The following is a 13,257-nucleotide window of genomic DNA, read 5'->3' as shown; positions in this document are numbered from 1 at the left end:
TTCCTTCGAAAGTGCAATGGTGCTGACTAAGAATGCCGGTATCTGCTGCGGCCCTGCCATCGGCAGATACCGCAGTACCAAGAATACTTGGTGCAGGCGTCCGCGCCCGCCCTTTCCGCTGTCCCCGGCAACGAGGCCCGATGAAACCGCCAGACGGGCGCGGGTTGGGACCCTTGTCAGCTCAGGGAACGGTGAGGAAGTCGATCACTTCCTCCACCCTGCCCAGGAGCGACGCCTCCAGGTCCGCGTAGGTGCGCACGGCGCCCAGCAGTTTCTGCCAGCCCAGCCCGATGTCTTCCTTGGTGGCGTGCGGCCAGCCGAACGCCTTGAGGATGCCGGTCTTCCAGTCCTGCCCGCGGGGCACCTCGGGCCACCTCGCGATGCCCAGGACGGCCGGCCGGATCGCCTGCCAGACGTCAACGTAGGGGTGGCCCACTATCAGGACATTTCCCGCCGCACCGGGGGAGGCCATCACGGCGTCGGCAATGCGCGACTCCTTGGAGTCGGGCACCAGATGGTCCACGAGGACCCCGAGGCGCCGCCCGGGACCGGGCCTGAAATCGGCCACGGCCGCCGCCAGGTCATCAATGCCGTGCAGGGGTTCGACGACGATGCCCTCCACCCGGAGGTCGTCACCCCATACCTTCTCCACCAGTTCGGCGTCGTGCTTTCCCTCCACCCAGATGCGGCTCGCCTTGGCCACCTGTGCCCGTTGCCCCGCCACCCGGACCGAACCCGAGGCTGTCCTGCCGGCGGCCGGACCACTGCCCTGGGCCTGCTTCGGAACGGGCGGCATCAGCCGGATCGCCTGGCCTTCCAGGAGGAAACCGAAGCCCAGCCGGAAGGACCGGGAGTTGCCCCTGCGGTCCTCCAACGCCACCACATGCATGCCGCCCGATTTTTCCACCCGGGTCACTGCGCCAACCCAGCCGGACTGGACCTCCTCCAGCACCATTCCTCGCTCTACCGGCACTTCAGGCAGTTGCGTCCGTGCGGGCGCGCTCAGGTCCTGGGCTCCCCAGTTCTGGTATTGCATGGATTAACTCCGCTTCGTGCTGGATGCTGGCCCGGAATTTCGCCCGGAGCGGTACCAATGCTAACAACGGGGCGAGTCATAATAGACTGTTAGCACTTAGGCATGTCGAGTGCTAACCCCTGCGAGCTACGGTGCGGGCGGAACGGCTGCCCTGAACCCTGGATGGAGGTGGAGAGTGAGCGAGCCGCGCAAGCTGGAAGTACTGCGGGCCATCGTGGAGGACTACGTCCACTCCCGCGAGCCTGTCGGGTCCAAAGCCCTGGTGGAACGGCACCATCTTGGTGTCTCCAGCGCCACCATTCGCAACGACATGGCCGCCCTGGAGGACGAAGGGCTGATCACTGCTCCCCACACCAGCGCGGGCCGCATTCCCACGGACAAGGGCTACAGGCTCTTCGTGGACCAGATTTCCGCGGTGAAGCCGCTGTCCCAGGCCGAACGGCGGGCCATCCAGTCCCTGCTGGAAGGCGCTGACGATCTCGACGACGTCCTGGACCGCACGGTCCGGCTGCTGTCCCAGCTGACGAACCAGGTGGCAGTCGTCCAATATCCGCACCTCAACCGGGCAGTGGTCCGGCACATCGAATTTGTCCTCCTTGCACCACGGAAGGTGCTGGTGGTGCTCATCGCCAACAGCGGCAAGGTGGAGCAGCGGGTCATCGACGTCGGGCAGGACCTGGGCGACGACGCCATCGCCACGCTGCGAGCCCGTTTCCTGGGCTCCCTCGCCGGGACGGCACTGAGCCAGCTGGCGCAGTCGCTGCCCGCGGTGGTGTCCGGCGTTGCTCCCGCGCAGCGGCAGGCGGCCCAGGCGCTGGCCCATGGATTGGAAGCCCTGGCCCACAGCAGCCGGGAGGACCGGATGGTCATGGCCGGGACGGCAAACCTTGCCCGTTCCAACGTAGATTTTCCGCTCAGCATCGGCCCTGTCCTGGAGGCCCTGGAGGAACAGGTGGTAATGCTGCGGCTCCTGAGCGAGATGGCGCAGGACCACCGGGGGGTGGCCGTCAGCATCGGCCGCGAGAACCCCTACGACGGTCTGGCGGAGGCCTCGGTAGTCGCCACGGGGTATGGGCCCGACAGTGTCGCGAAAATCGGCGTGCTGGGCCCCACCCGGATGGACTATCCCACCACCATGGCAGCGGTCAGGGCCGTGGCCCGATATCTGTCACGGATTTTGGGACCCTGACCCGCACCGTTCAGCGCCCAGGCACGAACAGTAGTGCCCGCAGCACAACTGCAGGCAGAACAACAAGGAAGAGATACGAACTTTGAGCAGCCACTACGAAGTCCTTGGAGTCTCACCGGACGCTACCGGAGAAGAGATTAAGAAGGCCTACCGCAAGCTGGCCCGCACCCTCCACCCGGACGTTAATCCCGGGGAGGACGTTGCGGACCGGTTCAAGGCCGTGACCCACGCCTACGAAGTGCTCTCTGATCCCCAGAAGCGCCGGGTGTATGACACCACCGGCAACGAGAACGGCACGGACAACGGCTTCGGCGGCGGGGCTTACGCCGGCCAGGGCTTCGCGTTCCAGGACATTTTCGACACGTTCTTCGGGGCCGGTGGTTCCTCCGGCCCCGCATCGCGTGTCCGGCGCGGCCAGGACGCACTCATCAGCGTCCGGATCGAGCTCCGCGACGCCGTGTTCGGCGTCAACAAGAAGCTTGAAGTGGATACCGCGGTGGTTTGCCCCACCTGCGACGGCTCATGCTGCCGGCCTGGCACACACCCGGAGCGCTGCGATATCTGCGGCGGCAGCGGGCAGGTCCAGCGCGCGGTCCGGTCCATCCTGGGCCAGGTCATGACGGCCGCCCCGTGCGGCACCTGCGAAGGCTTCGGAACCGTCATCAAGGACCCCTGCAACGAGTGCAACGGGCAGGGCCGCATCCGCAGCCGGCGTTCGCTGACCATCAAGGTTCCCGCCGGCGTCGCGACCGGTACACGCATCCAGCTCACCGGCCAGGGCGAAGCCGGTCCTGCCGGCGGCCCCGCAGGCGACCTGTACGTTGAAATCCGCGTCAACAACGACGCCACCTATGTGCGGGAAGGCGACGACCTGCACGCCACCCTGAACATCCCCATGACGGCAGCTGCCCTGGGAACCGACGTCACGCTGGAAACCTTCGACGGTTCCCAGGAGATCGACGTGAAGGCAGGAACCCAGTCAGGCGAGATCATCACCTTGCGCGGGCTGGGTGTGACCCACCTGCGCGGTTACGGCCGTGGCGACCTGAAGGTCCACCTGCAGGTGGAGACTCCGGCGAAGCTGGACGCGGCGCAGGAGGACCTCCTCCGCCAGCTCGCCAAGCTTCGTGGCGAACAGATCACGGAGGGCAAGCTCGCCGCCAGCGGCGGTATGTTCGCCAAGCTCCGGGACCGGTTCGGTAACCTGTAGCGGTGAGCAACCCCGTCTTTTTCACGGCCCCCGGGTCCCTGGACCAGATGGCGCCCAAAGGCCGTTTCGTCCTCGAGGGACCGGAGGCCCGGCACGCGGTGACCGTTAAGCGGCTGGCTCCGGGAGAGCCCGTGGACATCGTCGACGGCGCCGGCACCCGGATGAGCGGCAAAGTGCTGGCCGCCTCCGCCGCCGGACTCGAGGTCGAATGCACATCCCTCGCGGTCGAGGACCGGCCCGGCGTCAGGCTGGTGCTGGTCCAGGCCCTGGCCAAGGGCGACCGGGATGAACTGGCCATCGAAACCGCCACCGAACTGGGGATCGACGCCGTCATCCCCTGGCAGTCCGAACGGTCCATTGTGCGCTGGAAGGGCGACCGGGCGGCCAAGGCCCACGCAAAGTGGCAGTCGGTTGTTACCGCGGCCGCCAAACAGGCAAGGCGCGCCTGGATCCCGGAGGTGCGGGCCGCCGTCGACACCGCTGGCCTCGCTGCTGTTGTGCAGGCGGCCGGCCTTGCCGTTATCCTGCACGAGGACGCCGTGCGTCCCCTGCGGGTGGTCCTGGAATCGTGGTTCTCAAGTGATGCTGCGGAAGGGCCGAGGGAAGTACTCCTGATCGTCGGCCCCGAGGGAGGCATCAGCCAGCGCGAGGTGACAAGACTCTGCGGCCAGGGCGCTGTGACCGCCCTCCTGGGACACCATGTCCTGCGCTCATCGACCGCCGGCCCGGCCGCCGTCGTCCTCGCCAGCGACATCCTCGGGCGCTGGGCGCAGCCCGCAGCCTGAACAGCCGCGGCTAGCGTACTTTGAAGCCCCGGGTGTCCTCGCTGCCGTTTTGCTGGCCATCGGGGTTCGAGGTTTGCCCCACGCGGAGTTCGTAATCCCCGGCAGGCAGGGTCAGCGCAAGCGTAAAGACTCCCGCCTGTGCAGGGTCCGCCGCAGCGGTGGTTTCGCCCGTCAGGAACGGCGTCTTGTTTCCATTCTCCCCGGAGCGCAGGATCTGCCAGCGGAGCTTGCCGCCGGCAGCCGTGCTCCGGCCGGTGATCTTGACGCTGCCGTCAGCCACCTCAACGTCTTCCTGTGGATCGATGATCCACACCGGAGCCACGAGCCCCGCCGTGCGCGCCATGAGGGACCCCAGCTGAACGTGGTTGAACGCCATGTAGTCGGTGTGCCCGTCCACCAGTATGCGTACGCGGATCTGCTGTCCGGAGTCGATCAGCCCGGAGCTGGCCGCAGCCGCCGTGGCCGTGTAGACCAGCTGCTGGATGGCCCGGGCTGCCATGTCGCCGTCCAGGTTGCTGTTGAAGGCGTCCTCCGACACATCAACAGTGATGACGTCCTTGCCGGAAATCGACGTTGCAAGCCGCCTGGGGTTCTGCCACGGCGTGAAAAAGTCCGGGTCCAGGGGCTTCTCGGACATCATCGCGCGCAGGGCCCGCGTCACGGGATTTTCCTGCTCCGGAACATCCCTGAACTCCCGGTAGAGGAAGACGTTGCTGTTGCTGCGGCCAATCCAGTAGACCGGCGCCTTGTTGGAGGACTGGGTAGTCTCCAGGGGGGCGCTGGTGGATGGTGCACCGGACACGCTGCCCGTGGCGGCGGGACTGGAAGCAAGGGCACCGGTGGGAACCGGGTCCGGTTCGGCAATGCACCCGGTAAAGACAGGGACCGCGACCAGGAGCCCGGCAAGAACCATTGAACGGGCGCCGTTCAAGACTCTTCCGGCCCGGCGGGGCTCTGCGTTTTCCGGCAAAGTGATTGCCTGTCCTTCCCTGGTTGGATAGGCCGATCCCCGGTCAGCCCCGGTGCTTCATTGGCACCCTGGATTTCCAGCATCGCACAGCCCGGGCGGGCAAAAGCGGCCGGATGCGCCGAACGGCGCAACTGCAACGGGAACGATATGAGGCCGATATGAAGTTGATATCTAATGACGGCGCATGGGCCTGAACTGACGGATTCGTTGTTCGCTTTCAGCTGCGCATACCGGGACCCGGTGTCAGCCCCTGGTATCGGGCCGGTGCCGTCCGCTGGCGTAAGATGGAAGGTACCGCTGAGACGCTACGGGACAGCCGCCGCAGATCAGCCAACAGCTACTCTTTCGAGATCGAGGGGATCACGGGCCCGCGGGCCAACACCATGACTGAATCAGCTAATGGAAAGCGCAGGCTTGTCACCGGCGAGGGCGGAGCGGGGGAGTTTCCCCATACACTCCCTGGCGTCCGCACCGAAGTAGTCCTCTTCGACAACTCCGACCAGATGGTTCAATCCCTCGGCAGCCATGATGAAGCGCTGCGGTTCATTGAGGAACAGTTCCCTGACGTTAACTTTCACGTCCGCGGAAACGAGCTTTCCATCAGCGGGCCGGCCACGGACGTGCCGCGGATCATGCGGCTCCTCCACGAGGTCCGGGGACTCGTGGCACGCGGCACGGTCATCAGCCCGGCGGTACTGCAGCAGCTCGTGGCCCTGCTCCGCACCCAGTCGATGCAGAACCCGGTGGACGTGCTGACGCACGACATCCTGTCCAGCCGGGGCAAAACGATCCGCCCGAAAACGCTGAACCAGAAGAACTACGTTGACGCCATCGATGCCAACACCGTGATCTTCGGGATCGGCCCCGCCGGTACGGGAAAGACCTACCTTGCCATGGCCAAGGCCGTCCAGGCCCTGCAGCAAAAAGAGGTCAGCCGCATCATCCTGACCCGCCCGGCAGTCGAAGCAGGGGAGCGGCTCGGCTTCCTGCCCGGCACCCTGAGCGACAAAATCGATCCCTACCTGCGCCCGCTGTACGACGCCCTGCACGACATGATGGACCCGGAATCCATTCCGCGGCTCATGGCGGCAGGAACCATCGAAGTGGCGCCGCTCGCCTACATGCGCGGCCGCACCCTTAACGACGCCTTCATCATCCTCGACGAGGCACAGAACACCACGCCCGAGCAGATGAAGATGTTCCTCACCAGGCTTGGATTCGGGTCCAGGATGGTGGTGACGGGCGATGTCACCCAGGTGGACCTGCCCTTCGGCACACGCTCCGGGCTGCGGATCGTCGAGGAAATCCTGCAGGGCATAGAGGGCGTGAACTTTTCCGTCCTGGACGCAGCGGATGTGGTCCGGCACCGGCTGGTGGGCGACATCGTTAACGCCTACAGCATCTGGGACGACGTCCAGCGGAACAGGGTCAAGCACTCGGCAGGCCGGGAAAAACGGGGGGAACACGCGTGAGCATCGAGGTGAACAACGAGTCCGGCGTCCAGGTGGACGAATCGGAACTTGTTGCCTTGTCCAGGTACATCTTTGAGCAGCTGTACATTCATCCGCAGGCCGAACTGTCCATCCTCCTCGTGGACGAGCCGGCCATGGAAAAGCTCCACATTGAGCTGATGGACGAGCCCGGCGCCACTGACGTTCTGTCAGTGCCCATGGACGAGCTGACCCCGGGAACTCCTGACCGGCCGACACCCCAGGGCATGCTCGGGGACATCGCCGTATGCCCGCAGGTGGCCCAGGTCCAGGCGAAGAACGCAGGCCACCCGCTGCAGGACGAAATGCTGCTGCTGACCACTCACGGCATTTTGCACCTGCTGGGTTACGACCATGCCGAGCCTGAGGAGAAGGCCGAGATGTTCGGGCTCCAGCGTGAACTCCTTTCCGGCTTCACCGGCAAAGAAGCGCCCGCCGAGACTACCCAGTGACCCCTTTGCTCCTCGTCGCGATGGCCCTGGCTTTCCTCGGCATCGCGGCAGTACTGACGGCAGCGGAGGCCGCCTTCAATTTCCTCCCGCGCCACGACGCGGAGGAAGCACTCCTGAAGAGCCGCGGCACGGCCATGCGGCGGATCCTGGCCCAGCCCGTTGCCCACATCCGGGCCCTGCGGTTCTGGCGCATCTGGTTCGAGATGGCCTCGGCGGTTGCGGTCGCCGTCCTGCTTTACAGCCTGCTGGACAACATCTGGTTCGCAGGGCTGGCCGCCACCGGCATCATGGCCCTGTTGGGGTTCGTTATTGTCGGTGTCTCGCCGCGCCAGCTCGGCAGGCTCCACTCGGCTGCCGTGGTGCGCTTCACCGCGCCCATGATCCGTTTCCTCACCTGGGTGCTGGGGCCCGTCCCGGGCTGGCTCGTGGCGGTGGGAAGTGCGGCCGCCCCCGGAGCGCCCAGCGGCGACGAGGCGTTCTTCAGCGAGCAGGAGTTCCGCGAACTGGTGGACCGGGCCAGCGAATCCGACATGATCGAGGACACCGAAGCTGAGATGATTCAGTCCGTCTTCGACTTCGGCGACACCCTGGTCCGGGCCGTCATGGTGCCGCGGACGGACATCCTCAGCGTCGAAGCGGGCTCCAGCCTCCGCCGGGCCATGTCGCTCTTCCTCCGCTCGGGATACTCCAGGATGCCCGTGATCGGCGAAGATACGGACCACATCCTGGGCATCGTGTACCTCAAGGACGTAGCGGCAGTCCTCCACGAGCTGGCCCCCGGCGAGGAACCGCCCCTCGTGGATTCCCTGGTCCGCGAAGTCCGGTACGTCCCCGAATCGAAGCCGGTCAGCGACCTGCTGCGGGAACTGCAAAAAGAGTCCACCCACGTGGCCATCGTGATCGATGAATACGGCGGCACTGCCGGGCTTGTCACCCTCGAGGACCTGATCGAGGAAATCGTGGGCGAAATCGTGGACGAGTACGACACCGAAAGTGCCGAGGCTGTGGAGCTCGGGGACGGCTCCTACCGCGTCAGCGCCCGCATGAGCATTGACGACCTTGGCGAGCTTTTTGACATCCAGCTCGACGACGACGAAGTGGACACCGTGGGCGGCCTGCTCGCCAAAGTCCTGGGCCGCGTACCGATCGTCGGCAGCCATGTGGAAGTGGACGGGGTGTCGCTGCGGGCCGACAGGCTCGAAGGACGCCGCAACCGCGTCAGCCACATCATTGCGGCGCCCGTTCCAAAAGTAGACACTGACCTTGAAGACCTCTTCCAAGAGGCGGAAGCAACCCAGCAGGGAGTTCCACGTGAGCAAGAAAAATAAGGCCGCCGGCGAAGAAGATTTCGGTGGCTTCCGCGCAGGGTTTTCAGTCCTGGTGGGCCGTCCCAACGCCGGCAAGTCCACATTGACCAATGCGCTGGTGGGCAAGAAAGTGGCCATCACTTCCGCCAAGCCGCAAACGACCCGGCACACCATCCGTGGAATCGTCCACCGGGAGGACGCGCAGCTGATCCTGGTGGACACGCCGGGCCTGCACCGTCCCCGCACCCTGCTGGGCAAGCGCCTGAACGACCTTGTGGCCGACACCTTGGCGGAAGTGGACGCCATCGGCTTCTGCCTGCCCGCCAACGAGAAGATCGGCCCGGGCGACAAATACATCGCTGCCCAGCTTGCCGCCGTTGGCCGCAAGCCCATTATCGCTATCGTCACCAAAGCAGACCTGGTCGACAGGCAGGCCCTGACGGAACAGCTCCTCGCTGTCGCCGCCCTCGGACGGGATGTGCTGGGGGAGGAAGGCTGGAAGGATATTGTTCCGGTGTCCGCCAGCGACGGCTTCCAGGTGGAAACGGTAGCCGACGTACTGATCAGCCACATGCCGCCGTCGCCCCCGCTCTACCCGGACGGGGAGCTGACCGACGAACCGGAGGCCGTGATGGTGGCCGAGCTCATCCGGGAAGCGGCGCTGGAAGGCGTCCGGGACGAACTGCCGCATTCCCTGGCTGTCGTTGTGGAAGAGATCGTCCCCCGGGAGGACCGCCCGGACGACAACCCGCTCCTGGACGTCCGGGTGAACCTCTACGTGGAGCGTCCGTCGCAAAAGGCCATCATCATTGGCAAGGGCGGCAGCCGGCTGCGCGAAGTGGGCACCAACGCACGCAAGGGAATCGAGGCGCTCCTGGGAACGCGCATCTACCTCGACCTGCATGTCAAGGTAGCCAAGGACTGGCAGCGGGACCCGAAACAACTGGTCAAGCTGGGCTTCTGAGCCCTGCGACCGGCGGTGGCCTGGGCCGCCCGGCAATTTCCCAGACTGGACCACTAAAATGGACCGGATTCAGAATCTAGAGGAAGGTTCCTTACGTGGGGCGAGGCCGCGAAAAGCGCGAAAACGGAGCTGACGTGTCAGCCGGAGGACCGAGGTCCAGGCACGCGGAAAATGGCACCGTTGGAGCCGCGCGCCACCTGGGACCAGAGCGGGGGATGCCGTTGTGGCTGAAGATCGTCACCGGCATCCTGTCGCTGGCGATGATCGGCGCCCTGGCGTTCGCCGGATTCTGGTTCATCCGGCTGCAAAGCAACATCTCCAAGGCTCCCTTGAACGCGGGCGGCGGAAGTACGGACGCTGCGGTGAGTGACTCGACAGGGCGGATGCAGATCCTGATCCTGGGCTCGGATACCCGCGACGGCCTGAACGGCGACTATGGCACCTCGGATGATTCGAACGGCTACGGCAAGTCCGACGTCATGATGCTGATGGACATCTCCGAGGACAACAAGCGCGTCAGCGTCATCAGCTTTCCGCGCGACCTGCTGGTGGACATCCCGGAGTGCAAGGACGAGAAGACCAAGCAGACATATCCGGCCCGCAGCGGTGTGATGATCAATGAGGCCATGGGCGAGGCGGGTATCGGCTGCGCCGTGGACACCGTCAACAAGTTGACCGGCTTGAAGGTGGACCACTTCATGATGGCGGACTTCAACGCGGTGAAGGAACTTTCCAACGCCGTCGGCGGCGTGGACGTCTGCATCAGCGACGCCGTGTACGACCCCGACTCCAGGCTTCGGTTGCCGAAGGGAACGTCCGCGGTGCAGGGTGAGATGGCCCTGGCCTTCCTCCGCACCCGCCATGCCTTTGCCGACGGCGGTGACCTGGGCCGCATCAAGGCCCAGCAGGGATTCCTCTCCTCACTCACCCGCAAGATCAAGGACGAAGGCACGCTGTCCGATCCCGGCAGGATGCTGAAGATCGCCGACGTCGTGACCCAGAACCTGACCGTGGACGAGGGGCTGGCTTCAGTCCCCACGCTGCTGACCATCGGCAACCGGTTTAAAGACATTGACGTCAGCAAGGTTGCCTTCGTGGCGGTTCCCACCACGCCGGCGCTTGTGGATCCCAACAGGCTGCAGATTGCCGAACCGGCCGGTGCCCAGCTGTTCTCCGCCCTGAAGCAGGACATCGACCTGACCGACCCGACGGCGCCCACCACCCCTGCGCCCACCGAATCGCCCACGCCGGCTCCGACCGGGACGGCAACCCCGGTCCCGCCCTATGACAAAGCGCTCCAGCCTGTCACGGTAGCCAACGGCACGGGCGTTGCCGGCCGCTCCCAGGAGATCGTCCAGGCCCTGATCGGCGGCGGGTTCACCCAGACCGGACGGTTTGAGGCCGCCCCCGTGACGCAGTCCGTGGTCTACTACGGGAACGGCTTCGCGGATGTCGCTGCCGACGTCGCTGCGCAGCTGGGGATCCCCGCAGCCCAAATCCTGCCCGCACCCGCCGTATCCGGCGTCCAGGTGTACCTCGGCACCGACTTCACGTCGGGCACCACCTACGGCGCGGACGTTGCTCTGCCCGACGATATCGTCAACCAGACAGCCGGGGACAGCCTCTGCCAGCAGGCCAACCCAGTGCTTATCGTCGATAACTAGCCCGGACTGGGCCGGGGGCCTGGAAAAGCCAGCACTAAATAGTCGGGGCCCGCAATCGCGGGCCCCGATTATTTTTTTGGCTGCTACCAGATGCTGACGCGCTCTCCGGGAGCCATCCACATGCCGTCCTGCTCCGTGACCTCGAAGGCTTCATGGAAGGCTTCGAGGTTCTTGGCGATGGCGTTGGTCCGGAACTCATTGGGGGAGTGCGGGTCCGTTGCCAGCCGGCGGATCGCTTCCTCGCCCCGGATCACCTGGCGCCAGCCCGCGGCCCAGGAGGCAAAAAAGCGCTGGTGTCCGGTGAGGCCGTCCAGGACTTCGGGTTCCTTGCCGTCAAGGCTGATCAGGTAGGCCTTGTAGGCGATGGTGAGGCCGGCGAGGTCACCGATGTTTTCGCCGAGGGTCAGCCGGCCGTTGACGTTGTGCCCGGGCGCGGCATAGGGGGAAAGCGCATCGTACTGCGCCACCAGCTTCGCCGTGAGCTGCTCAAAGGCCTGGCGGTCCTCGTCAGTCCACCAGTTCCGCAAGGCCCCGCCGCCGTCGAACTGGGAGCCCTGATCATCAAAACCGTGGCCGATCTCGTGGCCGATGACGGCCCCGATCCCGCCATAGTTCACGGCATCGTCGGCGTCGGCCGTGAAGAAGGGCGGCTGCAGGATGGCCGCCGGGAACACAATCTCGTTCATCATCGGGTGGTAGTAGGCGTTGACGGTCTGCGGGGTCATCAGCCACTTGTTGCGGTCCACGGGTTTGCCCACCTCGTCAAGGTGCCGGTCGACGTCGGCATTGTGGGCGCGCTCCACGTTGCCCAGCAGGTCAGCCGGGTCGATCTCCACAGCGGAGTAGTCAATCCACTGTTCCGGGTAGCCGATCTTCGCCCGGAACCCCTCCAGTTTCCGCAGCGCCTCCGCCTTCGTGGCCTCGCCCATCCAGCCCACGGCGGTGATGCTCTGCCGGTAGGCCTCAATCAGGTTGGCAACGAGCGTCTGCATCCGGGCCTTGTGGGTTTCCGGGAAATGCCGGGACACGTAGATCTGCCCCACGGCCTCGCCGAGCGCACCCTCCACCACACCCACACCGCGCTTCCAGCGGTCCTTGTTCCGCGGCGTGCCGCTGATGGTGGTGCCGTAGAACGCGAAGTTGGCGTCCACGAAAGCCGAGGACAGGTAGGGCGAGGCCGCGCTGACCACCCGCATGGCGAGCCATTCCTGCCAATGGGCCAAGGGTTCGGACTCAAGGAGCGCTGCCGCCCCCTCGAAGAACGGCGGGGTGCTCACCACGATCTCCTGACGCTTGGCCTCGTCGATGCCGGCGGCTTCGAACCACGTGGAGAGCAGCGGGAAGATGGCAGATGCCTCGTCCGCCGTCTTCAGGTTGTACGTCTTTTGCGGATCCCGGAGCGTGACGTTGTCCCAGTGGTGGCCCGCCAGTTTGGTTTCCAGCGCCACCACCCGCCCGGCGGCGGCACCCGCTTCGGCAACACCGGCCAGATCGAGCATGGTCCTCACATGCGCCTCGTACGCGGAGACCATCGGTGCGAACTTTTCTTCCCGGTAGTAGGACTCGTCCGGGAGCCCGAGCCCGCCCTGTCCCGTATAAAGAAGTACCCGGTCCGGGTTCCCCGCGTCCGGTGCCGGGTAGATGTAGAAAAGCCCCCCAACATCGGCCCGGAACAGCCGGCCCGCCAGGGAAACCAGGTCAGCCACGGAAGTGGTGGAAAAAACGTCCGCCAGTCGCTGGCGGATCGGTTCCATACCCTTGGCTTCGGCCGCTGCTTCGTCCATGAAGCTGCTGTAGAGCCCGCCCACTTTCCGCTCGATACCGCTGGCGGCCTCCCCTTTCGCTGCCGCCTCCTCGATAATGTCGCGGACGGCGATTTCGGAGCCGTCGCGGAGTGCCGTGAAAGTGCCTTCGAGGGGCCGGTCATCGGGAATCTCGGTAACCTTCAGCCACGCCCCGTTCACGTGCTGGTAGAGGTCATCCTGCGGCCGGACGGTGTTATCAAAGGTGGACAGGTCGATCCCCGAAATGGGCACGGAAGCTCCTTTTGATGAAGAGCCGCGGCCAGCGGAATACCGGGCGGCGTCTGCATAGTGGACGTAACGGACGGTAGTGCCCTTTCATCTTACGCACCCGTGCTACCCTCAAATTGTGCGTGCAGAGCTTCTTCTTCTTAGCTGCCGCGGCGAG

General features: G+C 65.4%; 11 protein-coding genes. 8 read left to right on the top strand and 3 right to left on the bottom strand.

Features of this window, described 5'->3' with window-relative positions; genetic code table 11:
• Positions 1 to 181 precede the first annotated feature (181 nt).
• Entirely contained in the window at positions 182 to 1,036 is an 855-nt protein-coding gene (locus QFZ36_RS02350; RefSeq protein WP_306633597.1) for a DUF3097 domain-containing protein, read from the bottom strand.
• Positions 1,037 to 1,211: 175 nt separating this feature from the next.
• Here QFZ36_RS02350 and hrcA point away from each other — a divergent pair, with 175 nt between their 5' ends.
• The 3 genes from hrcA to QFZ36_RS02335 all read left to right on the top strand — a co-directional run bounded on the left by hrcA (position 1,212) and on the right by QFZ36_RS02335 (position 4,220).
• Entirely contained in the window at positions 1,212 to 2,225 is a 1,014-nt protein-coding gene (gene hrcA / locus QFZ36_RS02345) for a heat-inducible transcriptional repressor HrcA (RefSeq protein ID WP_306633595.1), read from the top strand.
• 82 nt (positions 2,226 to 2,307) lie between these two features.
• Positions 2,308 to 3,435, top strand: a complete 1,128-nt coding sequence (gene dnaJ, locus QFZ36_RS02340) for a molecular chaperone DnaJ (RefSeq protein ID WP_306633593.1) — start codon at positions 2,308 to 2,310, stop codon at positions 3,433 to 3,435.
• A gap of 2 nt (positions 3,436 to 3,437) precedes the next feature.
• Positions 3,438 to 4,220 (top strand): 16S rRNA (uracil(1498)-N(3))-methyltransferase, encoded by a 783-nt coding sequence (locus QFZ36_RS02335; RefSeq protein WP_306633591.1) that lies wholly within the window; start codon positions 3,438 to 3,440, stop codon positions 4,218 to 4,220.
• 10 nt (positions 4,221 to 4,230) lie between these two features.
• Here the strand turns inward: QFZ36_RS02335 and QFZ36_RS02330 are convergent, their stop codons facing one another.
• Entirely contained in the window at positions 4,231 to 5,190 is a 960-nt protein-coding gene (locus tag QFZ36_RS02330) for a GerMN domain-containing protein (protein ID WP_306633589.1), read from the bottom strand.
• A gap of 383 nt (positions 5,191 to 5,573) precedes the next feature.
• Here QFZ36_RS02330 and QFZ36_RS02325 point away from each other — a divergent pair, with 383 nt between their 5' ends.
• From QFZ36_RS02325 to QFZ36_RS02305, 5 genes are all read left to right on the top strand, one after another.
• Positions 5,574 to 6,662, top strand: a complete 1,089-nt coding sequence (locus QFZ36_RS02325) for a PhoH family protein (protein ID WP_306633587.1) — start codon at positions 5,574 to 5,576, stop codon at positions 6,660 to 6,662.
• The gene (gene ybeY / locus QFZ36_RS02320) at positions 6,659 to 7,132 is read left to right on the top strand and encodes an rRNA maturation RNase YbeY (RefSeq protein ID WP_306633586.1); all 474 of its coding nucleotides are present in this window, start codon (positions 6,659 to 6,661) and stop codon (positions 7,130 to 7,132) included. The genes QFZ36_RS02325 and ybeY overlap by 4 nt, the downstream gene beginning before the upstream one ends.
• Positions 7,129 to 8,460, top strand: coding sequence for a hemolysin family protein (locus tag QFZ36_RS02315; protein ID WP_306633584.1), 1,332 nt, complete (start codon positions 7,129 to 7,131; stop codon positions 8,458 to 8,460). Before ybeY ends, QFZ36_RS02315 begins: the two co-directional genes overlap by 4 nt.
• On the top strand, positions 8,444 to 9,403 hold the full coding sequence (gene era / locus QFZ36_RS02310) for a GTPase Era (RefSeq protein ID WP_306633582.1): 960 nt from the start codon (positions 8,444 to 8,446) through the stop codon (positions 9,401 to 9,403). Before QFZ36_RS02315 ends, era begins: the two co-directional genes overlap by 17 nt.
• A gap of 215 nt (positions 9,404 to 9,618) precedes the next feature.
• Positions 9,619 to 11,067, top strand: a complete 1,449-nt coding sequence (locus QFZ36_RS02305; RefSeq protein ID WP_306639057.1) for an LCP family protein — start codon at positions 9,619 to 9,621, stop codon at positions 11,065 to 11,067.
• Positions 11,068 to 11,150: 83 nt separating this feature from the next.
• On the opposite strand, the gene QFZ36_RS02300 is transcribed toward QFZ36_RS02305, so the two are convergent.
• The gene (locus tag QFZ36_RS02300; protein WP_306633581.1) at positions 11,151 to 13,103 is read right to left on the bottom strand and encodes a M13 family metallopeptidase; all 1,953 of its coding nucleotides are present in this window, start codon (positions 13,101 to 13,103) and stop codon (positions 11,151 to 11,153) included.
• Positions 13,104 to 13,257 lie beyond the last annotated feature (154 nt).

The sequence above is a fragment of the Pseudarthrobacter siccitolerans genome (assembly GCF_030823375.1).
Classification (GTDB): domain Bacteria; phylum Actinomycetota; class Actinomycetes; order Actinomycetales; family Micrococcaceae; genus Arthrobacter; species Arthrobacter siccitolerans_A.
Note: the sequence above shows the minus strand (reverse complement) of the source record. Positions and strands in the feature narration are given on the sequence as shown.